Below are 25,707 nucleotides of genomic sequence, written 5' to 3'. Positions count from 1 at the left end.
TGCGAAGCGGGGCAGTGTGGTTCCAACACGGGTAGCAGTCATTATCGAGGACGACGGGGACATTCGTGACCTCATACGTGCTGTCCTGACCCAGGCCGGCTTCGAGGTTTATGCCGCAGCCAGCGGTGTCGAAGGCGTATCGGCTGTCCGCGAAAGCAACCCGACGGTGGTGACCCTCGACCTTGGGCTTCCCGATATCGACGGCTTCGAAACCGCCCGCCAGATCCGGCAGTTCAGCGACGCGTACATCATTATGCTGACGGCGCGCGCCGAAGAGCTGGATACGCTGCTAGGGCTGGAATCCGGGGCGGATGACTACATCACCAAACCCTTCCGGCCCCGCGAACTGCGGGCCCGGATCACCGCCATGCTCCGCAGGCCCCGGACCGGGCAAGTGCCTGAGGTGGCCGAGGAGCCTGAAGTGTCCGGCCGGGAGCCTGGCCTCGAACCGGCCACGCCGCCGGTAATGGCTCCTTCGTCTCCCGAGTCGGCACCCAGGCAGTCAGTCGTCACTGCTCCCGTTGAGGAGGATGACAGCGCTTACTGCCACAACGGGCTGGTCTTGAACCACAGGACTCGGACCACCGAGGTCGACGGGGCTTCGATCGAGCTGACCCGCACCGAGTTCGACCTGCTGCATGCGCTGCTGGAAAGCGGCCGCGTAGTCCGCAGCAAGGCTGACTTGGTCCGCCGGCTGCGGTACGAGGAATATGACACGGGGTCCTTCATCAGTGACGCTGACGAACGCGCCATCGAAGTCCACGTCGGCAACCTGCGGCGCAAGCTAGGAGACGACTCCCGTTCGCCGAAGTACCTGGAGACCGTTCGCGGAGTCGGTTACCGGCTGGCCCCCAACGCCCTCCGCTAACCGACCCCGCTGCCCGGTCACCAGCTACCTGCCGCCGGATCCCGCTGAGCCCGAATACCAGAGCCTCAGCTGAACGATCGTCGCTTCGCCGCAGGACTTGATTTCCTCAAGGAGCGCGAGCGTACGCGACGTCCGCATCTCCTCGCCCAGGCACTGGATGAGCTGCTGAAGCTTCGCAGCCAGCGCCGACAACGGCTTAGCGCCTGCCATGGCACTGGCAGTTTTCACGCTGAGCACCGCGTCCATCGCAGCCTTCACATCACACGTAAGGATGGCCTCCCGAAGCCGGGCGTGCCGCGCCTCCCACATGTTGATGAAGCTATCCACGAAGGACCGGCATACACGGTCGTCATCGAACTCATCCGCCAGTTCGCGCAGCGTCTCGAAGGAAACCAGCTGGTCGTCGACCCTCATGGTTCCTCCGTCCGCGTGATCCGACCTGATGCAGCCATTGTCGCCACACATGCTCAAGCTCCAGCGCAGAAACACCTCAAGATCTGCTCAAGATTCGGCGGGCGAAGGAGGCGCAAATCTTGAGCAGATCTTGCATGTTCCTTTTGTTTACCCAGCGTCCATTCTTGAGAATCAGCCGCAAGGGTGGGCTTTGTCAGCAATTAGTTTGAACAGTTGGGGCTACAAATGAACAAGATGACGAAAGGTGCCATCGCCACCGGTATTGGCGTAGCACTGCTCCTAGGCGGCGGCGGCACGCTGGCCTTGTGGAGCGACAGCGAGCTATCTAACGCAGATACCATCGAGGCGGGCAACCTCGATCTCCTGCTCCCGGCCAAGGGCGCATGGTCATCTAATCTCCAGCCCGAAATCACGGACATCTCGACCTATCGCATTGTTCCTGGCGAACAGCTCACATACACGCAGTCCGTTACTCCGGTCCTTGCGGGTAAGCACATCAAGGCCAAACTCACGGCAACCGGGCCGGGCACCGGTACCTTCGCAGACAAGACCTTGACTGTAACAACCGTCTTCAAGGATGGTGACGAGGTTGTCGGCACGCTCGAGAATCCGCTGGATTCTTCGGACAGTAATAAGTCCATCAAAGCGTCAACCACGTTCGTTTTCAAAACAGGTACGTCGGGGCGCCAAAGCGTCTTGGCAAAACACAGCTTTGAAAACGTCAGTTACAAGCTCGAGCAGATAGCTCCGCAGGCGATCGCCGCACAGTAAGGGAGTTTAGGCGGCAGCGCAACACATCTCAGCGGCATTCGACCGCAACCAACCCTAAGAAACATGATGCGGACCAAGACGTTACTGAAGGCTAGCGCTCTCCTCGCTGCCGCCGTCGTTCTTGGTCTGCTGACTGTGCAGGGAACGTATGCGCTGTGGAGCAGGGTGGTGCCGGTGGAGGCCGGCACCATCCAGGCGGCCGATTTCCGCGTCACGCTCACAGACGTAGGGACTGACGAAGTGGTGGACATGGTTGATGTATCTGGAGCGTCAGCGCGGTTGCAGCTGAAACCGAGCGGCCCTGTTTCGAGCACGATGCCGGCCTATGCCGGTCTGAAGGTCTCGAATGTCACGGATGCGGGCTCGGATTTCACGGTCCAGGCCCGCGTTGGACCCATTCCAACGACAACGGGCGAATTGGCAGACTATTTCTCTATGGCAGTTGTGGCAAAGACCGCTCCGCAAGGCACTGCTGGTTGCGGCCCGGATGATTTTGCTGCAGCTAAGGTCGGCGGGACGGCCGAAATGGTTCTCGCCAAGGATGCGTCGGCCGTCTTCTGCTTTCAACTGATGTTGGCGGCGACCGCGCCTGAGGCACTTTCCGGTAGGCAGGCGAAGATTACCGTGCCGATTATCGTTGACCAGCTTTGAACGGATAGCTATGACTGTTGCTGGCGTTGAAACCAGCCCTGGAACCAAGCCGCGGGGGATGCGGCACGCTGTCGGCCGGGTGTTGGGATTCGTGGCGCTGTGCGTGGCACTTTTTGCCGCCGTAATCCTGATTGTCATTCCTGCCGTAACCGGCTCGCAGCCGTACACCGTACTAACGAATTCGATGGCACCGAAGTACCCGCCGGGGACCCTGTTGATCGTCAAGCCGGCGGATTTCGCCAACCTGAAGATCGGCGACGTGGTCACGTACCAGCTCAGGTCCGGAGAGCCGGAGGTGGTAACGCACCGTATCGTGTCGATCGGTGTGAACCAGGAGGGCGACCGCACGCTCATCACCAAGGGGGACAACAATTCGCTGGAGGACGAGGTTCCGGTCCGAGAGGTGCAGGTCCGCGGGAAGCTGTTGTACTCCGTGCCGCAGGTGGGGTGGGCGGCCAATTGGATGGAGAACAACAACCGCGAAGGAGTGGCCAAGTGGGTAGCCGTTGGCCTGATCGGCTACGGAGTCGTCACGATTCTCCGAGGGGCACAGGAATCGCGCCGGAAGAAGAAGGCCGGGGCATGACCGCGCAGGCGGCGAGGGTCCGACAGTCCAAGGAACTTCGTGTCGCCGCTGCAGCCTTCGCCGCTGCAGTGCTGATGGGCGTCGGCGCGGGAGCCGCGGCGGCCAAGTGGTCCCAGTCGGCAGAGGTCGAGGTGTCAGTTGCCGTTGGAATCGTAGGTTCCGGCTGCTCATTTCAGGCGAACACCTTCACGATTAGGTGGGAGCAGGCCCCGAACGCTACGTCGACGGTCGTCGGCCGCACGTTTAATAACGGGCAGAATGTTAGTTCCCCGGAGCAATGGGTACCGACAGGCCCGGACCAGTACGGCTACATGACGCTCACGCTGCCGTTGGACAAGCTGCAGCTTCAGAACGATAACCGTACTTACGAGGTAAGGATGACCTCTAGCGACGGAGCATCCAGGACTTGGACCCTGAGCCATGTCCAGGGCACTGGCCAGTGTCCTGTTTAGACAGTTGGCCGCGCCAGCGTTGGCGGGTGGGCGCTGTCAGGCGCGGTTGCCCTCTTCGTAGACGTCGGGAATGCCGTCGTGGTTGGCGTCCACCTGCTCCTCGGCCTCGATACGGCGGTAGTGGCGGTTGCGGGCGCGCAGGACGCCCGCGGCGACGAGGGCCGAAACCAGCGATCCGGTGAGGACGGCGACCTTGGCGTGGTCGTGATGCTGGCTGCCGAGGACGAAGCTGAGGTCATTGACCAGTAGCGAGACCGTGAAGCCGACGCCGGCGAGGATGGCGACGCCGAGCACGTCGACCCACTTCAGCGAGGGGTCCAGGTGGGCCTTCGTAGCCTTGGTGAGGACCCACGTGGTCAGCAGGATGCCAATGGGCTTGCCCAGGAACAGGCCCAGGATGATGCCCAGCGCGACGGAGTCCGTGACGGCCGACCTGAAGCCCTCCCATCCTCCAAGCGCCACACCGGCGGAGAAGAAGGCGAAGACCGGAACCGCGAACCCGGTGGACAGCGGACGGAAGCGGTGCTCAAGCTGCTCGGCGAGGCCAGGCCCCGCATCCGGGCCGCCGTCCTTCGCGCGCCGCAGGACAGGAACTGTGAAGCCGAGCAGGACGCCCGCAACGGTGGCGTGGACGCCGGAGGAATGCATCAGGGCCCAGGTGATAACGCCCAGGGGGAGCAGGACGATCCAGGCCGCGGCGTGGTTCCGGGCGAAGAACCGGGTGTACTTCTGCGTCAGGAAGGCGAAGAGCCCGAGCGGCAGCAGCATCCACAGCAGGAACGGTACATGGACTTCTTCGGTGTAGAAGAAGGCGATGATGGCGATGGCGATCAAGTCGTCGACCACCGCCAGGGTCAGGATGAAGATGCGCAGGGCGCTCGGCAGGTGCGAGCTGATGACGGCCAGTACGGCGACCGCGAAGGCGATGTCGGTGGCGGTGGGGATGGCCCACCCGCGCAGCGCTTCGGGACCGGCGCTGAGGTTGATGACGACGTAGATCAGTGCCGGGATCGCCACGCCGCCGAAGGCCGCCGCGATGGGGACGATGGCGCGGCTGGGCGAACGCAGGTCGCCGGCGACGAATTCGCGCTTGAGCTCCAGGCCGGTGAGGAAGAAGAAGATGGCCAGCAGGCCGTCGGAGGCCCACTTGCCGATGCTCAGGTCCAGGTGCCAGGGCTCGTAGCCGATCTTGAAGTCCCGGATGGCGAAGTAGCTGTCCGCGGCAGGGGAGTTCGCCCAGACCAAGGCGGCGACGGCGGCGATCAGCAGGAGGATCCCGCCGACGGTTTCCTTGCGCAGGAGGTCGCTGATCCGCAGGTATTCGGGATAGCTGCCGCGGCCGAGGACGGTCCTGGAAGTGCCGGGAGCGGGCTGAGTCATAAGTCTCCTTGGGTCGGGACGCCACACATTGCTCGACGACCAGACTTCCCGTCACACCGTGTGCCAGTCTACATGCGCATCCACCGGCAGCGGAACGCCGACGACGGCGGACCGTCCCGCCGTCGTTGTTGCGCCGGATTACAGGGGCCTGGCGCCGTTAAACGGGCTGAGCGCACAGCCGGTTGCAGGTGCCACCGGGTTTTCGGCCATGGCCGAGCACCGGAGTTCTCCTGCAACCGAGGCTGTGCGCCCAGGTGTTGGGGGGCTTTTCGCCCGTTGGGGGACTTAGCTAGCGAGGTCTTTGTGGGAATCCGAGCGGCCGATGATCTGCTTCGGGATGAAGAAGGCCAGGCCGAACAGCACCAGGCCGATGGCGAAGGCCGGGATCGCTCCGATCTGCGGCTCGAGGCCGAAGGCGACGAGTGCGCCGAAGAACAGCACCATCATGAGGACGAAGACCACGATGTTGCTGACAAGGTGGCCTTCGCCGGAGTGGGAGCGCTGCTTAGGGGTTGCCATGGGGGATTTTCTCTCCTCGGAATGCGGGTGGTGGTCCGGACGTCAGTATCCGGAAGTAGTTGTCTCTCCGTTAACAATAGCCACTGACGAGCTGGCGCCGATCCGTGTTGCGCCGGCTTCGAGCATGGACTTGGCGTCCTCGATCGAGCGCACTCCGCCCGAGGCCTTGACGCCCAATGCGGATCCGACGGCGCCGCGCATCAGCTTGATGTCTTCGACCGTGGCGCCGCCGCCGGTGAACCCGGTGGAAGTCTTGACGAAGTCGGCGCCTGCTTCGGCGGCGACCTCGCAGACAAGCACTTTCTGCTCGTCCGTGAGGAAGTGGGTCTCCAGGATGACTTTCAGCAGCGCACCCCCGGCGTGGACCGCGTCGGCCACGGCCGCGATGTCGGTGAAGAGCGAGCTGCGGTCCCCGGCGCGCGCGGCGGCGACATTGATGACCATGTCCACTTCGTCCGCGCCGTCCAGGTTCGCGCCGCGGGCTTCGTAGACCTTCACGTCCGTCGGCGTTGCTCCGAAGGGGAAGCCGACGACGGCGCAGGTCTTGACGCCCGAGCCCTTCAGCGTGTTATGCACGAGCGCCGTCCAGACGGGGTTCGTGCAGACCGAGGCGAACTTGTACTTGACCGCCTCCTCGCAGACTTTCAGGATGTCCTCGCGCGATGCCTCCGGCTTGAGCAATGTGTGGTCAATATAGGCGGCGATCCCGGACATTGGCATCCTTTCGACTACGTGCTCTGGAGCCTCCATCTTTGCATAGAAGGGTGCGGGCTTGCATTGGGCCTAGTCGCCCCGCGCGGCGCACCCGGACCGGGTCGGGCGGGATGCTGGCGCAGCGGCGGCCGCGGTGGTGAAATGATTGATTGTGGGGCTCGCCCATGCAGTATGACGACGCCAGGCAGCAGTGCAGGCGTCGGGAAAAGGATTCATGGAAACAGCCACGGTGCCGGCGGCCCAAGCGCCCGTCGCGGTCGCGGGGGACAGGCCTGAGGAACGGGCGGAGGCCTGTTCGCTGCTGCGTGCCGCGGGGTTCCCCGTGCGGGAGGCTGCGGACGGGGAATCACTGGTCAGGCTGCTTGCCCCGGATGCCCCGGCGCAGCCCGGTGCCGTCATCATCCTGGCCGCTTGCGAGGCGGAGGGCGACCACTGGCTGGAGCAGCTGGCGCGGACCGGCCTCCGCGGCCGGCTGCCGGTAGTCCTGGTGACGGGCGGCAGCATCCCGCCGGAGCGGATCGCCCAATGGGACCCGTCGGAGTTCCTGCTGCGGCCCCTGCAGCCGGAAGAGCTGGCGCTGAGGGTGCGGGCCGCGCTGGCCCGCAACAGCCAGCGGGCCGAGCGCCGCGGGAAAACCGAGGCTTTGCGCGGCCGCACCCGCCGGATATCGGAAGCCATTCGCGGCTCGCACGACCCGTTGGCGATGTCCCGCAACGTGATTGCCGGCCTCGGGGAAGTGTTCGGAGTCGAGCACAGCTGGATCCTGACCTTCGGGGACGAGCGGGTACCGGAGCAGGCCCTCGGCTGGAGCGCGGACGGGATCCGCGGTACGGCTCCGGCCTTGGCCGAGGAAGCCGCGCGGCCCCTGGCAGCGCGGCTGTGGGAAGACGCCACCGTGCTCACCGTCCCGGACCACCGCGACCCGGCCCTGGCGCCGTCGTGCCATCCGCTGGCGGAATCCGCGGCCAGGGACGGACTGCGTTCCTCCCTGATCGTGCCGCTGGGCCACGGTGCGAGTGCCTTCGGCCTGCTCTGGCTGGGCACCGACGCCCCGCGCACCTGGACGCCGCTGGAAGCCTCGCTGGTCCAGCACGTGGCCGGCAACCTGGCGCACGGGCTGGTGCAGGGCCAGCTCATCACCGCGCAGCGGCAGGTCCTGGAGCGGCTGCGGGACCTGGACCGGGCCAAGAATGAGTTCGTCGCCACCGTCAACCATGAGCTGCGGACGCCGTTGAGCTCCATCATCGGCTACCTGGACCTGATTATCGACGACGGCGAGGGACGCCTTCCGGAGGAAACGTCCCGCATGCTGCAGGTCGTCGCGCGCAACGCCCACCGCTTGCACCAACTCGTCGAGGACGTCCTCATGCTGTCCCGCAGCGATGCGCAGCAGATCCGGCAGTCGATCGAGAAGTTCGACCTCAATACGGTGCTCCGGTCCGTGGTGGCGACGATGGCTCCGGCCGCGGCTGCCGGCGACTTGAGGCTCCGGCTTGAGGATCCCGAGCCGGTCCAGGTCGAGGGTGACCGCGCGCAGCTGGAGCAGGTCTTCACCAATATCATTTCCAACGCCGTGAAGTTCACGCCGTCCGGCGGCAGCGTCACGGTCACGCTGTCCAGCACGGCCGGCGACGGCGTGGAGCGGGCCTGCGTCAGGGTTGCCGATAGCGGGATCGGGATACCCGAAGACGAGGTGCCCAAGCTGTACCAGCGCTTCTTCCGCGGATCCAACGCGACGGCCGCCGCCATCCAGGGGACCGGCCTTGGCCTGGCCATCGTGCAGGACCTGGTGCACCAGCACGGCGGGGAGCTTTTGGTGGATTCCCGCTTGGGCGAGGGCACGACCGTCTCCGTTGAACTTCCGGTGCAGCGGTGACGGCGGCCGGAGCGAAGGACCCCCGCCTGCAGCAACTCGTCGAAGGAGTCGTGAAGCTGGCGTCCGGCGACCTCTCGGCGCGGATCCAGCCCTCGGAGGCCCGCGACGAGATCGACGCCGTTATCACCGGCGTCAACCTGCTGGCGGAGGAACTGCACTTCATCTACTCCGACCTCGAGCAGGTGGTGGCGGAGCGGACAACGGAACTTATCCAGGCCCAGGCCGAGCTGCGGCGGATGGCGATGACCGACGCGCTCACGGGGCTGGCCAACCGGTCCCGGCTGCGCGAACGCATCATCGAAGCCCTTGACGCAGCGCAGCATGGCGGCCGTCCTCCGGCTCTGCTGATGCTGGACCTGGACAGCTTCAAGACCATCAACGACAACCTGGGCCACAGCGCCGGCGACGAGGTGCTGGTCGAGGTGGCCGGCAGGCTGCGGGCCTCGGTCCGGGAAACGGACACCGTGGCCCGGCTCGGCGGCGACGAATTCGCGATCCTGGTTCCCAACGCGCACAAAGACGACGTGCGGGCAATCGCCTACCGCGTGCTGCGCTCCCTGCAGAGGAGCATCACCGTGGGCTCGGCCTCCGTCTGGGCCATGGGCAGCATCGGTGTGAGCATCGGTTCGCCGGGGGACACCGCGGCCACCCTGCAGCGCGATGCCGACGTGGCCATGTATGTGGCCAAGTCGCGCGGCCGGAACAACGTGCAGCTCTTCGCCCCGTCCATGCTCGAGGCCACCCAGGAGCGTTCCCGAATGGCCGCGGAGCTGCGCAGCGGCCTGGAAACCGGCCAGCTGTCGCTCTACTACCAGCCCGTCGTCGCCCTCGCGACCGGCAGGATCATCGGCCTGGAGGCCCTGGTCCGGTGGCGGCACCCGGAACGCGGCATGGTCCTGCCGGATACCTTCATCCCGCTTGCCGAGGAAACCGGGCTGATCGTGGACATCGGCAGGTGGGCACTGGCGGAGGCGCTGCCGCAGCTGAAGGCATGGAACGCCGTCGTGCCCGGCATGCGGGACGTCAAGCTGCATGTGAACCTGTCCGCCGCCGAGCTGCTGCGGAAGGATCTGCTGGACGATGTCGCCGGAACCCTGACGCGCTGCGGCATCGCGCCGGAGCAGCTGGTCTTCGAGATTACCGAGACCGTCCTGATGACCCGTGAGACGGAAGAAGCGCAGGTGCTGGCCAAGCTCGGCGGGCTGGGCGTGGGGCTGCAGATCGACGACTTCGGCACCGGCTACTCGTCCATCAGCTACCTGCGCTCGCTGCCCGCGGACACCGTGAAAGTGGACCAGTCGCTGATCAAGGGCATCGATGCGGACGAGGGCCAGCGCGACTTCGTGGCCGCAGTCCTGCAGCTGATCAGGTCGGCCGGTCTGCAGGCCATCGTCGAGGGCATAGAGACGGGCGGGGAGGCCGGGCGACTGCGGGAACTCGGCTGCGTCTACGGCCAAGGTTTCCATTTCAGCCGCCCGGTGCCGGCCGACGCCGTCGTGTCCCTGTTCAATGCGGACTTTCCGCCTGCCTAAGGTTGGTTTATGCGTAACCTCTGGGATTCCCTCGTCTTGCTGCCGACCCTGGCCAAGCTCTCCTCCCGCGTGCCGAAGAATCCGCACACGGCGTGGGAGCGGTATTGGGCCGGGATCAGCCATACCGGACGGGGGGGCCAGGTGCTCTGGGACGCCGGGGCCGCGTCCGAGCAGGAGCGGTACGAGGAGCAGATCCGCGGACAGCTGGATCCTGCGCTGCCGGTGATCGACGTCGGCTGCGGCAACGGCACCTTCACGCGGTGGCTGGCCGGGATGTTTCCCGAAGCCATCGGCGTGGACGTATCCGGCAGCGCCGTGGCACGGGCGGACGCCGAAAGCGGCGACGTGCCCAATGCCCGGTTCCTCGCCGTCGACGCCACTGCCGACGGCGCCGCCGAGCTGCTGCGCGCGGAAGCCGGCGGCGACGCGAACGTGTTCCTGCGCGGCGTGCTGCATGTGCTGGATGCGGAGGAGCGGGCCCGGCTGGCGGCGAACCTGCACGCGCTGGCGGGCCGGGGCGGCCGCGTGTTCCTGGCGGAGACGGACTTCCAAGGCAACAGGTTCCAGTACGTGGCCCACCTCGGCGCGGACCGGCGGGGCATCCCCGGCCCGCTGCGGCGCGCGATCGAGGGGCTGCCGATGCCGGGGCATTTCGGCCGCCGCGAATGCCGGCGCGTCTTCGATCCGGCCGCCTGGGAACTGCTCGCGGAAGGCCCGGCGGTGATCGAGGCAGTGCCGATGAAGTCCGGCGGTGCGACCGAACGGATCCCGGGCTACTTCGCGGCGCTGCGCGCGCTCAACTAGCCCGGCCAGGCCCTCAAGGGTCAGGCCTTGGGGTGCTCGTGCGCTTCCTTTTCGCGGGCCTCTTTCTGGTGCTGCTCCAGCTTCTCCTCAGCTTCCCGGCGGCGCTCGGCGATGGCCCGGGGATCGCTCGCCGGCAGGTCTTCGTCCTCGTGGTGGCCGTGGCTGTATCCATGCCTCATGAGGGCATCGTCGCACAATCCCGGGTGGCGGAAAAGGGGGTCCGCGGCGCCCTGTGGACGGCTCTCAGAGCTTCCGCCCGGCCAGCAGTTTTGCCGCCGCGGTTCCCCGCGCGCCGGAGCAGTTCTTGGTGTACGTGCCGAAGATGAGCTTGCTGTTCACGCCCATGCGGAAGGCCATGCAGTCCGCGGCCATTTCCACGCCGCGCGTGGTCTTGTAGATGGCATTCAGCTTCTTGTGCAGGGTCGGTTGCTGCGGCGGCGCGTAGAGGCTGAACTGCCGCACGTGCGCGCACTCGTGCAGGGCCGCATACTTCAGCAGCTGGCCTGCGGGGCGGCGTGCCACGTTCATCCGCAGCGACGTGCTGTAGGTGTAGCTGCGGGTGCGGCTTTCCTCCAGGATGATGACGTTGGGGCAGTACTTCTTGACCGTGTTGTACACCGTGCGCTTGTAGCCGGTGTAGTGCCGCGGATTCTGGTGGCGCAGGGTGGCCGTGGCGGAAATCCACTGCTTCTCCAGCTTCGTGGCGTTGACGACCAGCCGGTACTTTTTCACCACGGTGGCCGTGGTCTTGGTGGTCCTGACGGTCACGGCCGTGGAATTGGCCGAGCCGGCCTGCTTGCGCCAGCTGACCTTGCGCAGCGTGACCCACTTGCCCCCGCGGCTTTCCTGCAGCACGCCGGTGCGGTTGGACTTGATGTTCTTCAGGTAGTAGCTCTGGCCGAAGCTCTTGTTCGAGGCGACATAGCCGCCGGCATTGCTGAACAGGGCCTTGGCATTGCTGCTGCCGGCAGCGACGACCGTGGTGGCGGTGGCTGCAGCGGCCGGCTGCGCCGCCGGGAGAAGGGCCCCGAGCGCCAAAACGCAGGTAAGCAGGGCGGCTGGAATTTTCCTCATGTCGAGTGTCCTCTCGAGGAACGGGCACGGACCAGCGCCCCACACCAGCCATGCCCGCGAAACTATGGATGGACTTCAATAGTCGCCGGAGGGCGGAAGCGGGGCAACGCCGAAATCAAGGGAGTGGCCGGACCGGAATTGAGGGGCGGGACGGCGAATCCTGGGGGTCCCGGCGCCGCAGCCTAGGTGCCCGCGGCCGGGGAGCACCTGCACGATGCAGGCGTGGTTTAGGGGAACGACGGCGGCGCCTTCCCTATCTTTCGGCGCTGGTCGGTGGTAGCAAAGGAGTGTCAAGACGGGCCCTCCGCCCGAGGCGGGGAGCCGGGAGGACCTAGGAGGCTTCAGTGGCAATCACGCGTGACCTGATCATCGGCGGCAAGCATGTCCCGGCCGCCTCCGGCAAGACGACGGAGGACATCAATCCCTACACCGGCGAGGCTTTCGCGACCGTGGCCGCGGCCGGCGCGGAGGACATGACGATGGCCGTGGCTGCTGCGGCGGCCGCCTTGGACGACTGGGTCGCCATGGCCCCGAGCGCCCGCCGGAAGATCTTCCTGAAGGCCGCCGACCTGCTGGAGGAACGGGTGGAGCAGGGCGCCGAACTGATGGCGGGCGAAGTGGGCGGGGTCAAACCGTGGTCGCTGTTCAACACCGGGCTGGCCGCCAACATGCTGCGCGAGGCGGCCGCGGCGACGACCGCCACCCGCGGCGACGTGCTGGCCTCCGACATGCCCGGCGCCTACTCGCTCTCCATCCGCCAGCCGTTCGGCGTGGTGGGGGCCATGTCGCCCTGGAACGCGCCGTTTATCCTGGGTATCCGGGCGATCGCCGTTCCGCTGGCCGTCGGCAATACGGCGGTGCTCAAGCCGAGCGAGGACGCGCCGCTGGCCTGCGGGCTCTACCTTGCGGATGCGCTGCTGGACGCCGGATTGCCGCCGGGAGTGCTCAACGTGGTGACGAACGCACCCGAGGATGCCGCCGACGTCGTTGGCGCCATGATCACCGACGAACGGGTCCGGATTGTCAACTTCACAGGGTCCACTACGGTGGGACGGAAGATCGGCGTCATGGCGGCGGAAAACCTCAAGCCGGCGGTCCTGGAGCTCGGCGGCAAGAACAGCCTGGTGGTGCTCAAGGACGCGGACCTGGACTACGCGGTGGATGCCGCCGTCTTCGGCTCGTTCATGAACGCCGGGCAGATCTGCATGTCCGTGGACCGCGTGGTGGTGGACCAGAGCCTGGCCGAGGAGTTCACCGGGAAGTTCGCGCGGAGGGTGTCCGCGCTGCCGACCGGCGACCCGGCGGATCCGGCCACGGTGATCGGCCCGGCGGTGAACGCGAAGTCCGCGCACCGGCAGTACGAACTCATTGACGATGCGCTGCGGAAGGGTGCGACGGCGGTGGCCGGCGGGCACAAGCTGGATCATTCGGTCGTGCCGGCCACGGTGCTGACCGGAACTACGCCCGAGATGCGGATCTTCCACGAGGAGATCTTCGGCTCGGCGACCACCGTGCTCCCGGCACGGGATTCGGAGCATGCCGTGGAGCTGGCCAACGACACGAAGTACGGCCTGACCGCCGGCGTGATCAGCGAGAACATCCACGAAGGACTGAAGGTGGCGCAGCGGCTGCGGACCGGGATCGTGCACGTGAATGACCAGCCGGTGGCCGACGAGCCCATGGCCCCGTTCGGCGGCATCCAGAACTCCGGTTACGGCAAATTCGGCGGCCAGGCCGGCATCGACTCCTTCACGGAGCAGCGGTGGGTGACGATCCAGCAGTACGGCCACGCGCAATACCCGATCTGACGAAGCGCCCGCCCGGGCACATTGTGACCTACTTCACCGGCATGTGTGCCCGGACACGCCGGTAGGGGCTGTTGGCCGCGGGGATGAAACGTTACGATGTGCCTGTTGCCATCGGAAGACGCTGGCGCACTCCTCCCCGGAAAGGCCGACCCATGCCGCACGAGTCCTCGACGCTGCGCCGTTTCGAACCCCTGCCCGCTGCCGTGGACGCCGCCGCCGTGGCCGGGCAGCAGTCGGCTGTGCTGGAAGCCGAGATCCAGGCCCTGCTCAGCGAGCTCGAGGGCAAGCTCACCCGCTTCACCTGGCTCAATTCCTCCGCCGGCGTCAGCGAGCGCCAGCGGGAAGAGAACCTCCACTCGTTGTCCTTCATGCAGGTCGCGCTGGAAGACGTCGGAGCCACCGTGCTCGGCATCTCGGCAGCGGCGCCTGCGGGCGGGGAATCCGCCCCGGCCGCACTGCACCTGCCCACCTGCAGCTAGGGCCCGTCCGGAACCGGCCGCACGCCTGCGGCCGGCGTGCCGCTGCGGCGTTCCCTCGGGTTCCCGCCGGGAGTATCTTGAGGGGATGGTCCTGCCTGCCGCCGATGCTGCCAAGCCCCGCTGGCCCGGCTGGCTGGCGCTAGGACTCTGCGGCGCGGCGGTCGCCCTGATAATCGTCGGTTTCCCGCTGCTCCTGCAAGGACTGTGTGCGCTGGACAACGCCTGCACGGCGGACGAGGCACGGGCTTCCGCCGCGGGGGCGGTGCTGGCCCAGATCGGCCTGCTCGGGGTGCTGCCGGGCATGGTGCTGGGAGCCGTCGCCGCCTTCACCGGACGCGGGCGCGGCGCCGGAGTCTGCTCCCTGCTGCTGCCGCCCGCCCTGCTGGCCCTGTTCTGGCTGTATGCCGCCGCGGTGCCGGCCGGAGGCGCCATCGTCGCCTGAGCCGCTGCCGGCCGGCAACCTGCCCCGTCTCCGGGGCAGCCGCTACACGTTGAGGCGGTACCCGCGCTTGATTACGGTGGCGACGAGCGATGCGTCCGGCAGGGCCTGGCGGAGCCGGCTCACGGCCATGTCCAGCGCGTGTTCGCCCGGGGCGTCCGGCAGGCACTGCTGGAGCGACTCGCGCGGCAGCACCGCCCCGCCGGCCGTGGCGAGGGCGCGGAAGATGGCCATGGGGGTGGGGGAGAGGTCCGTGCGCCTGCCGCCGAGGATGACGGAGCGGCCGCGGATCTGGACTTCGCCGAGCGCCGTGCCGACGCGCTGGATCCGGTTTTCGGACAGGTGCTCGACGACCAGCCGGATGAGGGCGCCCATCCGGTAGCGCTCGGGCATGAGGGGACGGATTCCCGCATCCTCCAGCGGGCGCGAGGTGACCGGCCCGACGGCGGCCGCAACGACGTCGTTCCCGAACGCCTCCACGAGGGCCTCATACCGACCCATCTCGTGCGCGGTGCTGAGCAGCGCGTCGACCGCCGGAGCGCTGGTGAAGGTGACCACGTCCAGTTGCCGCGCGACGACCGCCTCGATGAGCCGGCCGACCTTCTCTTCCGAGCCTTCAGGCTTGACCCAGCGGTACGGAGTGACGGTCAGGACCCGCGCCCCGGCGTCGCGGAGCCTGGCCAGCTGCGTCGTATCGGTGTAGCCGTGCAGCTGGACCGCGACGGTGGCGCCGGACACGCCCTCGGCCAGGAGCAGGTCCACCAGGCTGGAGGTGCGTTCGTCGTGGCTAATGCCCGCGTCGTTGAGGCCGGCGGCCCGGACGGCCCCGCGGGCCTTCGGGCCCCGCACGAAGATCCGGGACGCCTCGAGGGCTGCCATCAGGTCCTCGCCGAGGCCGTGGACATCCGCGGCCTCGGTCCAGCGGCGCATGCCGTAGGCCGTGGTGATCATGGTGGCATCCGGCCGGGCGTGCAGGACGGCGGCGGTGTCCTGCAGCAGCGCCCGGTCCTCGGCCACCGGGGCGATCCTCAGCGCCGGGGCATGCAGGACCTGGGCGCCGCGCCGTTCCAGCGCGGAAATCAGGTCGTCGGAGCGCCGGTCCGAGGTGACCCCGATCCGGAAGCCTGCGAGGGCCTCCGCGTTCGGCGCCTCGACCAGGGCCCGCACTTCCTCCAGGGATTCGGCCGTGCCGTGGCCGGGCGGCCGGCCCGCGGCGGTCCCGGTCATCAGGCTCCCACCGATTCGGCCAGGCCGGCGAGCTGCCCGGCCTCGTTCCCGTCAGCGAGCCGGACCACTTCGCCGATCACGAGGATGGCGGGGGACTTGACCCGGGCCGCGCCGGCGGCGGTGACGATGCCGGTCAGCGTGGAGACCGTGGTCCGCTGGGAATCGCTGAAACCGCGCTCCACCACGGCCACCGGCATGTCCGGGCGCATTCCCGCGCGGCGCAGGCCGGCGGTGAGCTGCGGCAGGGTGCCGACACCCATCAGCACCACGACGGTGCCGCCGAGGCCGGCGAGGTGCTCGTGCTCGGCATCGGTCAGCGGCTGGTGCCCGGAGACCACGGTGAACATGTGGCTGATGCCGCGGTGGGTCACCGGGATACCCGCGGCTGCCGGGACGGAGATCGCGCTGGTCACGCCGGAGATGACACTGACGGGGACGCCGGCGTCGGCGCAGGCGGCGGCTTCCTCCCCGCCGCGGCCGAACACATACGGGTCGCCGCCCTTCAACCGCACTACGTTGTTGCCCGCCTTGGCCGACTCGATCATCAGCCGTTCGATGTCCCGCTGGGTGACCTTGTGGTGGCCTGGCTGCTTGCCCACGTCGACCAGTTCCGCCCCGGGGGCGAGGCGGGGCAGGTCGGCATGCGGGGCCAGCCGGTCGAAGAAGACGACGTCGGCCTCCCGCAGCGCATGCAGGGCGCCCACTGTCAGCAGGTCTTCCGTTCCCGGTCCGCCGCCCACCAGGGTTACGCACCCGCCGGGAAGCGCCGGAACCTCACGCACCAGCAGTACCCCGCGCTCACCGCAGGCGTGCGCCAGAGCCGGCCACCCGCCGTCGTCCGCGGAAACCACCGCGGCAAGCACGGCGCCGTCGAGCAGTTCCGGAGTGAAGTGTTCCGGACTGGATACCGGGCGGACGATGGCGCCGGCGCCGGCGAAGCGGCGGACCGCGCGGCGGGCCTCGTCATGGGCGCCGGCGACGAGGACGTGCCGGCCGGTCAGGTCTGCGGTGAGCTGCATGTCAGGCTCCTTCGGAGGACTGTCGGACGGGAATGGTGGCGCCGAGCAGGACGGGTCCCTCGCCGGCGGCAGCGGCGGCCTTCTCAGCCTCGGTGGCGGGGCGGATCATGCCGCGCTCGGCCACGTTCGCGATCGAGTCGTCCCGCTGGTCCGGGGCGTTGACGAAGGATCGGAAGCGGCGCAGCCGGTCCGGGTCCTTGAGCGTGGCCGCCCACTCGTCCTCGTAGTTCTCGATGTGGCGCGCCATCGCGGCCTCGAGGTCCGCCGCGATGCCGAGGGAGTCTTCGACGACGACGTCCCGCACATGGCCGATGCCGCCGTCCAGGTCCTCCATCCAGCGGGCTGTGCGCTGCAGCCGGTCGGCGGTGCGGATGTAGTACATCAAATAGCGGTCCACGTAGCGGACGAGCGTCTCGTCATCCAGATCCTTGGCGAGCAGCTGGGCGTGCGCCGGGTTGGCGCCGCCGTTCCCGCCGACGTAGAGATTCCAGCCGTCCGCTGTGGCAATCACGCCCACGTCCTTGCCCCTGGCCTCGGCGCACTCGCGGGCGCAGCCGGAGACGCCCATCTTGAACTTGTGCGGCGCGCGCAGGCCGCGGTAGCGCAGCTCCATGCTGATGGCCATCGCCACGGAATCCTGCACACCGTAGCGGCACCAGGTCGAGCCGACGCAGCTCTTCACGTTGCGCAGCGCCTTGCCGTAGGCCTGTCCGGACTCGAAGCCGGCCTCCACCAGCTCCTTCCAGATGTCCGGCAGCTGCTCCAGGCGGGCCCCGAACATGTCGATCCGCAGCGCCCCGGTGATCTTTGTGTACAGGCCGTACTTCTGCGCGACCCCGGCGATTACCGCCAGCTTCTCCGGGGTGATCTCGCCGCCCGGGATGCGCGGGACCACGGAGTAGGTGCCGTTTTTCTGCATGTTGGCCAGGGCGCGGTCGTTGGTGTCCTGCAGCGTTCCGCGGCCGGCATCGAGCGGGTACTCGGCATGCTGCGAGGACAGGATGGAGCCCAGGGCCGGCTTGCAGATGTCGCAGCCGAGCGGCGGGACCGCTTCCACCGTGCCGTCCTCGTGCTCCAGCTCCACCGGAATGCCGAAGCGCGCGAAGACCTCGCCGGCGCTGCGAAGCCCGGTGGCACGAACCGCTTCGAACAGCTCCGCGCGGGAGAGGGCGAAGTGTTCGCAGAGCGCCTTGGATACGGCGATGCCGTTGTTGGCCAGCTCGGTTTCCAGCAGCTTCTTGAGCATCGGGACGCAGGAGCCGCACTGGGTGCCGGCGCGGGTGCACGCCTTAAGCCCGGCGAGCTCCTGCACCGGGTCCTGGCCCTCGCAGCTGCCGCAGCCGTTGACCGCGTCGCGGATGGATCCGGCGGCGACGTTGTTGCAGGAGCACAGGATCGCGTCGTCCGGCAGATCCGAGTCCGGAGCCTCCGCGCCGCCCGCGGCCGACAAGTAGGCCCCGGGCTCGGCCGGCAGTTCCCGGCCGAGCAGCGGGCGCAGGCTCTGGTACGGGGCGGCGTCGCCGACGAAGATGCCGCCCAGCAGCGTCTTCGCGTCGTTGCTCGTGACCACCTTCTGGTAGACGCCGCGGGCGGGGTCGGCGTACACGATCTCCAGCGCGCCGGGAGTCTTCGCGAAGCCGTCCCCGAAACTGGCCACGTCCACGCCGGAAAGCTTGAGCTTGGTGGCCGTGTCGAATCCGGCGAAGGCCGCGCTCCCGCCGTGCAGCCGGTCCGCGACGATCTCCGCCATGGTGTTGGCGGGGGCCACGAGACCCACGCAGAGGCCGCCGAAGTTGGCCACCTCGCCGACCGCCCAGACGTTCTCCACATCGGTGGCACAGGACTCGTCGATGACGATGCCGCCGCGGACGCCCATCCGGAAGACCGGGACGAAGTCCTCGTCGCCCAGCTCCTCCGGCGCCTTCCCGGCCGCCGCCGCGGCCTCCTCCTTGGCGCGGCCGTTCAGCGTGCGGGCCAGCTCGTCGCGCGGCCGGACGCCGATCGAGACGACCACCATGTCCGCGTCGATGATCCGCCCGTCCGCCATTTCGACGCCGGTGACCATCGCCGCACCGTCCGGTCCTTCTTCAGTGAGCACGGCCGCCGGATACACGCCGCCGTGGACCTCGAGCCCCTTCGCCGCGATGAGCCGGCCCATCGCCTGGCCTGCCCCCTCGTCCAGCTGCGTGCCCATCAACCAGGGGCCGCCGTCGATCACCACGGGGTTGGCCCCGAGCTGCTGCAGCCCGGCGGCGGCCTCCAGCCCGAGCAGCCCGCCGCCGATCGTGACGGCATTGACCGGCCGCCCCAGCAGTTCGCCCAGGTCCGCGACGCGCCGGTTGATCTCCCACACGTCCTCCAGAGTCCGGTAGACGTGGGTATGCTCGTTGCCCGGAATCGGCAGCCGGGCGGCATTCGAACCGGTCGCCAGGACCAGCTCGTCGTAGCCGAACCGGCGGCCGTCGGCCGTGATGACCTCCTTGGCGGCCAGGTCCAGGTCCACCGCACGCGCGCCGGTCACCAGGGTGACGGCGTCGTTGTTCCACAGCTCCCGGTCGCCCAGGGTGAGGTCCACGCCGGTTTCGGTGAGGGCCCTGCTCAGGGCCACCCGGTCGTAGGGGAGGTGCGCTTCCTCTGTCAGCACAGTGATGGCCAGGCCGGCGGTGCCGCGGGCGCACATCGCCTCCGTGAAACGGTGCGCCGCGGGCCCGCCGCCGACGACGACAATCCGGCGTGCGGCTGGGGAACTGTTCTGGTTCATGGCCTACCTCGGGTTCGAAAACGGCTTCCGCCGGCAAGGACCGGCGCTGCATGGGTTCCACGCTAGGCGGGCGCCGTTGCACGGCAATTTCCCTTCTGTTTCCCGCAGTTGACGTTTTCTCCGGGTTTTCGGGGGTCGGGGGTGAGGGTTTGGAAACCTGCCGGAAACAACGACGGCGGAGGGCGCGTTTTCGGGGCCTGCGGCCTTTTTTCGGGGCCCGCCGCAGCATCACAGCGCGGTTCCCCGGCCGGTGAGGAGCGTTTTACCCGGTCGAAACCGGGCAGGATCAGAGCCCGAAACATCGGCTCCGTAGCGTGGGGGCCATCCTTATCCGACCGACACCGAACGGGGTTCGCGATGACCGTGATGACCGTACTGACCGCTGAGGAGACCCGACTGGATGGCCGCGCACTGCGCTGGCATGCCGTCTGCCATGTGGATGAGCTCGAAGCCGCCTGGGGCGAGGCCGCCCTGGTGCAGGGGCAGCAGGTCGCCCTGTTCAAGGTTTCGGCCACCGAGGTGTACGCGGCGGCCCACCGGGATCCGGCCACCGGTTCCTGCGTGATGGCCCGCGGCATCCTCGGCAGCAAGGGTTGGCGCCGGACCATCGCCTCGCCGCTGCACAAGCAGGTGTACGACCTGGGCACGGGCGAGTGCTACACGGATCCCGCCCTGGCGCTGCCGGTATTCCCGGTGCGGATCGACGAGGGCATGGTTTCCGTCGGCCTCCCGGCGGAAACCGCGGGAGAGGGCGCGGCATGAGCACCCCGACGGGTCTGCTGATGCCCCGCCGGCCGGTCCGCGCGCGTCTGCCCCAGCCGGAGCTGGCCACGACCCCTGATGCCTTCGCGTGCGAACCGTGGGGCGGCCTGGTCCCGGCCCAGGCCGCCACAGCACTGGTCGCTGCCTCGCACGGCACCGCTTCGCCCGCAGGGCAGGCGGCGATCGGCGGCCTGGTCGAGGCGGTGGCGCGGCGCCGGCCGGATCTGGCCGTCCGGGAAGCCTTCGTCGATGTCCAGCAGCCGGACGTTCCGGCGGTCCTGGCCGGCCTGCGGGAGGAGACCCGGGTGGTGCCGCTGCTGCTCTCCGCGGGCTACCACGTCCACGTGGACCTGGCCGAAGCGGCGGAAGCATCGCAGCAGGTCTCGGTGACCCGCGCGCTCGGGCCGGACCAGCGGCTGGTGAAGGTGCTGGCGAGGCGGCTGCAGCAGGCCGGGCTGCGCCGCGGCGACCGGGTGGTCCTGGCCTGCGCCGGTTCTACCGATGCCCGCGCGGTGTCCGACTGTGAGGCCACCGCCCGCATGCTCTCCGGGTTCCTCGGCATCGACGTGGCCGCCGGCTACATCTCGGCCGCCGAGCCCGAACTCAAGACCGCCGTCGCCGCCGAGCGGGCGCGCATCGCCCGGCGCCGCCTGGCCGGACGGCACGCCCGCGTGGTCGTTGCCAGCTACCTGCTGGCACCGGGCTACTTCGCCTCGCTCGCCGCCGGATCCGGAGCGGACCTCGTTTCCCGTCCGCTGCTGGTGCCGGACGAGGAACCGCCGAAGGAACTGGTCGACCTGGTCCTGGACCGGTTCGCGGCCGGCTAGAGGCCCAGTGCGTCGTTGATGTCTTCGAGCACCTGGTCCAGCCGCTCCCTTGCCGCGGCGTACTTGGCCGGCAGTTCGTCGGCCCCGTCGACCGGCTGGACCACCTCCAGGTAGCACTTGAGCTTCGGTTCGGTGCCGCTGGGCCGGATGATCACGCGGGAGCCGTCGCGGGTGAGGTACTGCAGGCCCTCGGTCGGCGGCAGCTCCGCGCTGCCGAGGGCCAGGTCCAGGCTGGACTCCACGGGGGAACCGCCGAAGGACGCCGGCGGGTTGTCGCGCAGCCGCTGCATCATGGCGTCGAGCAGGTCGAGGCTTCCCACGCGGACGGCCAGCTGGTCGGTGGCGTGGATACCGTGGGCCAGCTGAAGCTCGTCGAGCTCGTCCTGCAGCGTCCGCCCCTTGGCCAGCAAATCCGCGGCGAGCTCGGCGATCAGCAGCACCGCGGAGATGCCGTCCTTGTCCTTGACCAGGTCCGGCGCCACGCAGTAGCCGAGGGCCTCCTCGTACCCGTAGCTCAGGCCCGGAACGCGGGAGATCCACTTGAAACCGGTCAGGGTCTGCCGGTGGGCGATCCCGTGCCATTCGGCGATCCTGCCGAGCAGCCGCGAGGACACGATCGAGTTGGCGAAGACCGCCGGGCTTGCCACCGCGGCAGGCGGGGCGCCCTCCCGGGTCCTCGCGCCGCCGTCGTCCGCGGAGTCGCGTGCGGCCTGCGCGGCGAGCCGCGCGGCCAGGTGCGCGCCCAGGAGCGCGCCCACCTCGTCGCCGCGGAGCATCTCCCATTTGCCTCCGGCCGGCCGCCTGATGGCGACGGCCGCCCGGTCCGCATCCGGATCATTGGCGAGCACGATGTCCGCGCCGATCCGCTCGGCCAGTTCCAGCGCCAGGTCCAGGGCACCGGCCTCCTCCGGGTTGGGGAAGGCCACGGTGGGGAAGTCGGGGTCCGGCTGCGCCTGCGGTTCCACCAGCGTGACGTCCGAGAAGCCGGCGCGCTGCAGCACCGACAGCGCCGTCCGTCCGCCGACCCCGTGCAGCGGCGTGAGCACGATCTTCAGGCGCCGGGAGGGAAATAGCCGCGGATCCGCCAGCGCCGTGACGGCGTCCACGTAGGCGTCCTCGATGGAGCCGGGCCCGCCGGTGGGCGGCAGCACGGTCCAGCCGCCGTCGGCCAGGGCGATGCCCTCGATCCCGTCGAAGGCGGCGATTTCCGCGGCGATCTGCGTGTCCGACGGCGACACGATCTGCGCCCCGCGGCCCGCATCGTCCGTGGCGCGGCCACCCAGGTAGACCTTGTAGCCGTTGTCCTGCGGCGGGTTGTGGCTGGCGGTGACCATCACGCCGCCGTCGCAGTCCAGCGCCCGGACCGCATAGGCGAGCACCGGCGTCGGCAGCGCGGAGGGCAGCAGGAACGTCTCGATGCCGGCCGCGGTGAAGATGGCCGCGGTTTCCTGCGCGAAGACATCCGAGTTGCGGCGGGCGTCATAACCGACGACGGCGCGGGGCCGGCTGGTGGTGCCGACCTTCGCCACGAGGAACCTGGCCAGGCCGGCCGCCGCGCGGCGCACGACCACGCGGTTCATCCGGTTGGGTCCGGGCCCCAGCGCCGCCCGCAGGCCGGCGGTCCCGAACTGCAGGGGGCCGCTGAAGCTGTCCGCCAGCTCCTGCCGGGCTCCGGCCGCGGCCTGTCCCTCGGTGCGGGCCGCGGCGAGCAGGTCCTGCAGTTCGCGCACGGTCTGCGGATCCGGGTCCTGGGCCATCCACTCCTCGGCGGAGGCGAACAGCGAAGCGGGGTTGGCGATGTCAGTCAATTCCGGTACCTGTCTGGTCGGCGGCCGCTGCGGCCGCGGGGCGGCTGGGCGTCAGAGCTTGGCGATGATGTCTGCCAGCAGGCGGGAAATCCGGGGGCCGGCGGCCTGCCCCGCCTCGATGACTTCCTGGTGGCTGAGCGGTGCCGCGCTGATGCCGGCCGCCAGGTTGGTGACCAGCGAGATGCCGAACACTTCCAGCCCGGCGTGGCGGGCGGCGATTGCCTCCAGCGCCGTGGACATGCCGACCAGGTCCGCTCCGATCCGCTTGGCGTACTGCACCTCGGCCGGCGTCTCGTAGTGCGGGCCGGTGAACTGCGCGTAGACACCCTCGTCGAGGCTTGGATCGACTTCCCGGGCCAGGGCGCGGATCCGGGACGAATACAGGTCCGTCAGGTCGACGAAGGTGGCGCCCTCGAGGGGCGAAGTGGCCGTGAGGTTGATGTGGTCGCTGATCAGGACCGGCGTGCCCGGCTTCCAGTCCGGGTTGAGGCCGCCGCAGCCGTTGGTCAGCACCAGCGTTTCGGCGCCCGCTGCCGCCGCGGTCCGGACGCCGTGCACCACGGCCCGCACGCCGCGGCCCTCGTAGTAGTGCGTGCGCGCTCCCAGCACCAGCGCGCGCTTGCCGTCAGGCGTGAGCACGGAGCGGACGGTCCCGACATGCCCCTCGACCGCCGGCGCTGAGAAGCCGGGGATGGCGGAGGCTTCCAGGGTGTGCGTGGTTTCGCCGATCAGTTCGGCCGCCGCGCCCCACCCGGACCCGAGCACCAGGGCCACCTCGTGGTTCCGCACGCCGGTTTGTTCGGCGATGTAGGCAGCTGCTTCAGTGGCCAGTTCAAAGGGATCTGTAGTCACACAGCTAACCTACCTGCTGCCCTGCCGCCTCTCCATAGCGCACGCCGCGCGCGCCGTCGTCGTCCGCTTCACACTGGCCCGCCGCGCGGTGCTCCGGCATGAGGCCGGCCACGGCGCTGGATTGCCGCGGCGGCCGGACCCCGCCGTTCGGGTTGAGCAGCTTCGGGCCGTACGACAGAATGGCCTTGTGTCGACCCAAATTGATTTCAGTGCCCCGCGTCTTGCCATCCTCGGCGGCGGCCCCGGCGGTTATGAAGCCGCCATGGTGGCCGCGTCCCTCGGGGCGAAGGTGACCGTCATCGAACGCAAAGGCCTCGGCGGCTCCGCCGTCCTGACCGACGTCGTTCCTTCCAAGACCCTCATCGCCACGGCCGACGCCATGCGCCGGGTGGCCGGCGCGCACGACCTCGGCGTGCGTTTCGACGAGCAGGCGCACGCGGCCTATGCGGACCTGAAGACCGTCAATGCCCGCCTGCTGAAGCTGGCCGAGAGCCAGTCCTCGGACATCCACCGCGGGCTGGAGCGGATGGGTGTGAAGGTCATCATCGGCGAGGGCCGGCTGACCGATCCGAACTCCATCGCCGTGACCACCGAATCCGGTACCCAAACCGTGGACGCCGACGCAATCCTGCTGGCGACCGGCGCCACGCCCCGTGAACTCCCGACGGCAAAGCCGGACGGCGAGCGGATCTTCAACTGGACCCAGATCTACAACCTGACCGAAGTGCCCGAGCACCTGATCGTGATCGGCTCCGGCGTGACCGGCGCGGAGTTCGCCTCGGCCTACCGGCTGCTGGGCACCCGGGTCACGCTGGTGTCCTCGCGCGACCGCGTGCTCCCGGGCGAGGACGCGGACGCGGCCGGCGTGCTGGAGGACGTGTTCGCCAACAACGGCCTCGAGGTCCTCTCCAAGTCCCGCGCCTCCGCCGTGGAACGGACCGGGGACGGCGTGCGGGTCACGCTGGCGGACGGGCGCACCGTGGACGGGTCGCACTGCCTGGTCGCCGTCGGATCCGTGCCGAACACGGCCGGCATCGGCCTGGAGGAAGCCGGCGTGGCGCTGGCGGAAAGCGGCCACATCAAGGTCGACGGCGTGTCCCGCACCACCGCACCGAACATCTATGCGGCGGGAGACTGCACCGGCGTGCTCGCGCTGGCCTCGGTGGCCGCCATGCAGGGCCGCATCGCGGTGGCGCACCTGCTCGGCGACGTGGTCAAGCCGTTGAAGCTCAAGCAGGTGGCCTCCAACATTTTCACGAGCCCGGAGATCGCCACCGTCGGCGTCACCGAAGAGGACGTCGCCGCCGGCAAGTACCAGGGCGACGTCATCAAGCTTTCGCTCAGTACGAACCCGCGGGCGAAGATGATGAACGTGACGGAGGGCTTCGTGAAGATCATCGCGCGCCGGGGGTCCGGCACGGTGATCGGCGGTGTCGTGGTGGCGCCGCGGGCGTCCGAACTGATCTTCCCGATCGCCCTGGCCGTCGCGCAGAAGATGCACGTCGACGACGTTGCCAGCACCTTCACGGTGTACCCGTCGCTCACTGGCTCGATTTCCGAGGCGGCGCGGCGGCTGCACGTGCATCTCTAGGCGTTCCGCCCATAAGGTAGAGCCGGTAGAGCTACCTGGTCCGAGACCGCAGGGGGGACGAGCAAGTGCCGCGGGAGCGCTTTTATCAGAAGAAGGTCTGGCAAAACGTCGGGGTCGCCGTGCTGGCGCTGCTGACGCTGGGCGCGATCGTGTATGCCTTCGTGCCGAAGCCGCCGCCGGTGGCGCCGGGCTCGGCGCCTGCGCCGTCCGTCCGGGTGAACCAGGATGTGCAGCAGGTTTCGGGAACGCCGAAGCCGACTCCCACGGGCACAGCCACGGCCACAGCCACGGCCGCCGCGAAGGAGGAGGAGGAGCCGCCGGTCGCCGTCTTCCTCGGCGACTCCTACACCGAAGGCATCGGCGCGTCCGTGCCGGAGCGGCGCTGGAGCACGCTCGTCGCGGCGGAGCTCGGATGGGAAGAGGCCAACCGCGGCGTTTCGGGCACCGGCTACCACACCAGCGCCGGCGACGCGGAGTACCAGGGCCGGGTGGG

The 25,707-nt window shown here is 68.8% G+C and carries 25 protein-coding genes and 1 pseudogene; 15 read left to right on the top strand and 11 right to left on the bottom strand.

From position 1 onward, the window contains the following. The first annotated feature begins 16 nt into the window (after positions 1–16). Positions 17–868, top strand: coding sequence for a response regulator transcription factor (locus tag AHIS1636_RS13040; protein WP_264796265.1), 852 nt, complete (start codon positions 17–19; stop codon positions 866–868). Positions 869–892: 24 nt separating this feature from the next. On the opposite strand, the gene AHIS1636_RS13035 is transcribed toward AHIS1636_RS13040, so the two are convergent. Further along, entirely contained in the window at positions 893–1,282 is a 390-nt protein-coding gene (locus tag AHIS1636_RS13035) for an Hpt domain-containing protein (protein WP_264796264.1), read from the bottom strand. A gap of 225 nt (positions 1,283–1,507) precedes the next feature. On the opposite strand from AHIS1636_RS13035, the gene AHIS1636_RS13030 reads away from it, so the two are divergent. The 4 genes from AHIS1636_RS13030 to AHIS1636_RS13015 all read left to right on the top strand — a co-directional run bounded on the left by AHIS1636_RS13030 (position 1,508) and on the right by AHIS1636_RS13015 (position 3,742). Continuing rightward, complete coding sequence (locus tag AHIS1636_RS13030; RefSeq protein WP_264796263.1) at positions 1,508–2,053, top strand: alternate-type signal peptide domain-containing protein; 546 nt, start codon at positions 1,508–1,510, stop codon at positions 2,051–2,053. Positions 2,054–2,116: 63 nt separating this feature from the next. After that, positions 2,117–2,704, top strand: coding sequence for a hypothetical protein (locus AHIS1636_RS13025; RefSeq protein WP_264796262.1), 588 nt, complete (start codon positions 2,117–2,119; stop codon positions 2,702–2,704). A 10-nt stretch (positions 2,705–2,714) separates the two neighbouring features. Next, positions 2,715–3,290, top strand: a complete 576-nt coding sequence (locus tag AHIS1636_RS13020) for a signal peptidase I (RefSeq protein WP_264796261.1) — start codon at positions 2,715–2,717, stop codon at positions 3,288–3,290. Next, a complete protein-coding gene (locus AHIS1636_RS13015) occupies positions 3,287–3,742 on the top strand; it encodes a hypothetical protein (protein WP_264796260.1) in 456 nt (151 codons plus the stop codon). The genes AHIS1636_RS13020 and AHIS1636_RS13015 overlap by 4 nt, the downstream gene beginning before the upstream one ends. A 36-nt stretch (positions 3,743–3,778) precedes the next feature. Here AHIS1636_RS13015 and nhaA read toward each other — a convergent pair whose 3' ends face one another. The 3 genes from nhaA to deoC form a co-directional block, all read right to left on the bottom strand. Further along, the gene (nhaA, locus tag AHIS1636_RS13010) at positions 3,779–5,122 is read right to left on the bottom strand and encodes a Na+/H+ antiporter NhaA (protein WP_264796259.1); all 1,344 of its coding nucleotides are present in this window, start codon (positions 5,120–5,122) and stop codon (positions 3,779–3,781) included. 285 nt (positions 5,123–5,407) lie between these two features. After that, on the bottom strand, positions 5,408–5,641 hold the full coding sequence (locus AHIS1636_RS13005; protein ID WP_264796258.1) for a hypothetical protein: 234 nt from the start codon (positions 5,639–5,641) through the stop codon (positions 5,408–5,410). Positions 5,642–5,683: 42 nt separating this feature from the next. Next, on the bottom strand, positions 5,684–6,355 hold the full coding sequence (gene deoC / locus AHIS1636_RS13000; protein ID WP_264796257.1) for a deoxyribose-phosphate aldolase: 672 nt from the start codon (positions 6,353–6,355) through the stop codon (positions 5,684–5,686). Positions 6,356–6,569: 214 nt separating this feature from the next. Here deoC and AHIS1636_RS12995 point away from each other — a divergent pair, with 214 nt between their 5' ends. The 3 genes from AHIS1636_RS12995 to AHIS1636_RS12985 are packed head-to-tail and all read left to right on the top strand — an operon-like array spanning position 6,570 to position 10,567. Continuing rightward, positions 6,570–8,231, top strand: a complete 1,662-nt coding sequence (locus AHIS1636_RS12995) for a hybrid sensor histidine kinase/response regulator (protein ID WP_264796256.1) — start codon at positions 6,570–6,572, stop codon at positions 8,229–8,231. Next, positions 8,228–9,763 carry a putative bifunctional diguanylate cyclase/phosphodiesterase gene (locus AHIS1636_RS12990; RefSeq protein WP_264796255.1) on the top strand — a complete coding sequence of 512 codons (1,536 nt, stop codon included), beginning with the start codon at positions 8,228–8,230 and terminating at the stop codon, positions 9,761–9,763. The genes AHIS1636_RS12995 and AHIS1636_RS12990 overlap by 4 nt, the downstream gene beginning before the upstream one ends. A gap of 9 nt (positions 9,764–9,772) precedes the next feature. After that, positions 9,773–10,567, top strand: coding sequence for a class I SAM-dependent methyltransferase (locus AHIS1636_RS12985; RefSeq protein WP_264796254.1), 795 nt, complete (start codon positions 9,773–9,775; stop codon positions 10,565–10,567). A 20-nt stretch (positions 10,568–10,587) separates the two neighbouring features. Here the strand turns inward: AHIS1636_RS12985 and AHIS1636_RS12980 are convergent, their stop codons facing one another. Then, positions 10,588–10,746: a hypothetical protein gene (locus AHIS1636_RS12980; RefSeq protein WP_262103305.1), complete on the bottom strand. Its 159-nt coding sequence runs from the start codon at positions 10,744–10,746 to the stop codon at positions 10,588–10,590. 64 nt (positions 10,747–10,810) lie between these two features. Further along, positions 10,811–11,641: a hypothetical protein gene (locus tag AHIS1636_RS12975; RefSeq protein ID WP_264796253.1), complete on the bottom strand. Its 831-nt coding sequence runs from the start codon at positions 11,639–11,641 to the stop codon at positions 10,811–10,813. A gap of 344 nt (positions 11,642–11,985) precedes the next feature. Here AHIS1636_RS12975 and AHIS1636_RS12970 point away from each other — a divergent pair, with 344 nt between their 5' ends. The 3 genes from AHIS1636_RS12970 to AHIS1636_RS12960 all read left to right on the top strand — a co-directional run bounded on the left by AHIS1636_RS12970 (position 11,986) and on the right by AHIS1636_RS12960 (position 14,370). Beyond that, on the top strand, positions 11,986–13,449 hold the full coding sequence (locus tag AHIS1636_RS12970; protein WP_264796252.1) for an aldehyde dehydrogenase family protein: 1,464 nt from the start codon (positions 11,986–11,988) through the stop codon (positions 13,447–13,449). 152 nt (positions 13,450–13,601) lie between these two features. After that, positions 13,602–13,928 (top strand): hypothetical protein, encoded by a 327-nt coding sequence (locus AHIS1636_RS12965; protein ID WP_264796251.1) that lies wholly within the window; start codon positions 13,602–13,604, stop codon positions 13,926–13,928. Between the two features lie 85 nt (positions 13,929–14,013). Further along, positions 14,014–14,370 (top strand): hypothetical protein, encoded by a 357-nt coding sequence (locus AHIS1636_RS12960; RefSeq protein ID WP_264796250.1) that lies wholly within the window; start codon positions 14,014–14,016, stop codon positions 14,368–14,370. Between the two features lie 42 nt (positions 14,371–14,412). Here the strand turns inward: AHIS1636_RS12960 and AHIS1636_RS12955 are convergent, their stop codons facing one another. The 3 genes from AHIS1636_RS12955 to nirB are packed head-to-tail and all read right to left on the bottom strand — an operon-like array spanning position 14,413 to position 19,374. After that, positions 14,413–15,594, bottom strand: a complete 1,182-nt coding sequence (locus tag AHIS1636_RS12955) for a uroporphyrinogen-III synthase (protein WP_264796249.1) — start codon at positions 15,592–15,594, stop codon at positions 14,413–14,415. After that, positions 15,594–16,613: a uroporphyrinogen-III C-methyltransferase gene (gene cobA / locus AHIS1636_RS12950; RefSeq protein WP_264796248.1), complete on the bottom strand. Its 1,020-nt coding sequence runs from the start codon at positions 16,611–16,613 to the stop codon at positions 15,594–15,596. Before cobA ends, AHIS1636_RS12955 begins: the two co-directional genes overlap by 1 nt. A gap of 1 nt (position 16,614) precedes the next feature. Then, entirely contained in the window at positions 16,615–19,374 is a 2,760-nt protein-coding gene (gene nirB, locus AHIS1636_RS12945; RefSeq protein ID WP_264796247.1) for a nitrite reductase large subunit NirB, read from the bottom strand. Positions 19,375–19,740: 366 nt separating this feature from the next. On the opposite strand from nirB, the gene nirD reads away from it, so the two are divergent. Both nirD and AHIS1636_RS12935 read left to right on the top strand, forming a co-directional pair. Then, positions 19,741–20,136 carry a nitrite reductase small subunit NirD gene (gene nirD / locus AHIS1636_RS12940; RefSeq protein WP_264796348.1) on the top strand — a complete coding sequence of 132 codons (396 nt, stop codon included), beginning with the start codon at positions 19,741–19,743 and terminating at the stop codon, positions 20,134–20,136. Then, the gene (locus AHIS1636_RS12935; protein WP_264796246.1) at positions 20,133–20,963 is read left to right on the top strand and encodes a sirohydrochlorin chelatase; all 831 of its coding nucleotides are present in this window, start codon (positions 20,133–20,135) and stop codon (positions 20,961–20,963) included. Before nirD ends, AHIS1636_RS12935 begins: the two co-directional genes overlap by 4 nt. On the opposite strand, the gene AHIS1636_RS12930 is transcribed toward AHIS1636_RS12935, so the two are convergent. After that, positions 20,960–22,720 (bottom strand): phospho-sugar mutase, encoded by a 1,761-nt coding sequence (locus tag AHIS1636_RS12930; protein WP_264796347.1) that lies wholly within the window; start codon positions 22,718–22,720, stop codon positions 20,960–20,962. The two genes, AHIS1636_RS12935 and AHIS1636_RS12930, sit on opposite strands and share 4 nt — an antisense overlap. A 102-nt stretch (positions 22,721–22,822) precedes the next feature. Then, on the bottom strand, positions 22,823–23,623 hold the full coding sequence (locus tag AHIS1636_RS12925) for a purine-nucleoside phosphorylase (protein ID WP_264796245.1): 801 nt from the start codon (positions 23,621–23,623) through the stop codon (positions 22,823–22,825). 187 nt (positions 23,624–23,810) lie between these two features. On the opposite strand from AHIS1636_RS12925, the gene AHIS1636_RS12920 reads away from it, so the two are divergent. Together AHIS1636_RS12920 and AHIS1636_RS12915 are read left to right on the top strand one after the other, a co-directional pair. Further along, on the top strand, positions 23,811–25,214 hold the full coding sequence (locus tag AHIS1636_RS12920) for an NAD(P)H-quinone dehydrogenase (protein WP_264796244.1): 1,404 nt from the start codon (positions 23,811–23,813) through the stop codon (positions 25,212–25,214). 65 nt (positions 25,215–25,279) lie between these two features. Continuing rightward, positions 25,280–25,707 (top strand): annotated as a pseudogene (locus AHIS1636_RS12915) (hypothetical protein); the annotation flags it as partial.

It is taken from the genome of Arthrobacter mangrovi, from assembly GCF_026011795.1.
Classification (GTDB): domain Bacteria; phylum Actinomycetota; class Actinomycetes; order Actinomycetales; family Micrococcaceae; genus Crystallibacter; species Crystallibacter mangrovi.
The sequence above is the reverse complement of the archived record's forward strand: the minus strand, read 5'-3'. Positions and strand labels throughout refer to the sequence as shown.

Bases quoted from the DNA above. Each gene is read 5' to 3' on its own strand.
- AHIS1636_RS13035 (WP_264796264.1), bottom strand. From the start codon at position 1,282: ATGAGGGTCGACGACCAGCTGGTTTCCTTCGAGACGCTGCGCGAACTG.
- AHIS1636_RS13030 (WP_264796263.1), top strand. From the start codon at position 1,508: ATGAACAAGATGACGAAAGGTGCCATCGCCACCGGTATTGGCGTAGCA.
- AHIS1636_RS13025 (WP_264796262.1), top strand. From the start codon at position 2,117: ATGATGCGGACCAAGACGTTACTGAAGGCTAGCGCTCTCCTCGCTGCC.
- AHIS1636_RS13020 (WP_264796261.1), top strand. From the start codon at position 2,715: ATGACTGTTGCTGGCGTTGAAACCAGCCCTGGAACCAAGCCGCGGGGG.
- AHIS1636_RS13015 (WP_264796260.1), top strand. From the start codon at position 3,287: ATGACCGCGCAGGCGGCGAGGGTCCGACAGTCCAAGGAACTTCGTGTC.
- nhaA (WP_264796259.1), bottom strand. From the start codon at position 5,122: ATGACTCAGCCCGCTCCCGGCACTTCCAGGACCGTCCTCGGCCGCGGC.
- AHIS1636_RS13005 (WP_264796258.1), bottom strand. From the start codon at position 5,641: ATGGCAACCCCTAAGCAGCGCTCCCACTCCGGCGAAGGCCACCTTGTC.
- deoC (WP_264796257.1), bottom strand. From the start codon at position 6,355: ATGTCCGGGATCGCCGCCTATATTGACCACACATTGCTCAAGCCGGAG.
- AHIS1636_RS12995 (WP_264796256.1), top strand. From the start codon at position 6,570: ATGGAAACAGCCACGGTGCCGGCGGCCCAAGCGCCCGTCGCGGTCGCG.
- AHIS1636_RS12985 (WP_264796254.1), top strand. From the start codon at position 9,773: ATGCGTAACCTCTGGGATTCCCTCGTCTTGCTGCCGACCCTGGCCAAG.
- AHIS1636_RS12980 (WP_262103305.1), bottom strand. From the start codon at position 10,746: ATGAGGCATGGATACAGCCACGGCCACCACGAGGACGAAGACCTGCCG.
- AHIS1636_RS12975 (WP_264796253.1), bottom strand. From the start codon at position 11,641: ATGAGGAAAATTCCAGCCGCCCTGCTTACCTGCGTTTTGGCGCTCGGG.
- AHIS1636_RS12965 (WP_264796251.1), top strand. From the start codon at position 13,602: ATGCCGCACGAGTCCTCGACGCTGCGCCGTTTCGAACCCCTGCCCGCT.
- AHIS1636_RS12960 (WP_264796250.1), top strand. From the start codon at position 14,014: ATGGTCCTGCCTGCCGCCGATGCTGCCAAGCCCCGCTGGCCCGGCTGG.
- AHIS1636_RS12955 (WP_264796249.1), bottom strand. From the start codon at position 15,594: ATGACCGGGACCGCCGCGGGCCGGCCGCCCGGCCACGGCACGGCCGAA.
- cobA (WP_264796248.1), bottom strand. From the start codon at position 16,613: ATGCAGCTCACCGCAGACCTGACCGGCCGGCACGTCCTCGTCGCCGGC.
- nirB (WP_264796247.1), bottom strand. From the start codon at position 19,374: ATGAACCAGAACAGTTCCCCAGCCGCACGCCGGATTGTCGTCGTCGGC.
- nirD (WP_264796348.1), top strand. From the start codon at position 19,741: ATGACCGTACTGACCGCTGAGGAGACCCGACTGGATGGCCGCGCACTG.
- AHIS1636_RS12935 (WP_264796246.1), top strand. From the start codon at position 20,133: ATGAGCACCCCGACGGGTCTGCTGATGCCCCGCCGGCCGGTCCGCGCG.
- AHIS1636_RS12930 (WP_264796347.1), bottom strand. From the start codon at position 22,720: ATGGCCCAGGACCCGGATCCGCAGACCGTGCGCGAACTGCAGGACCTG.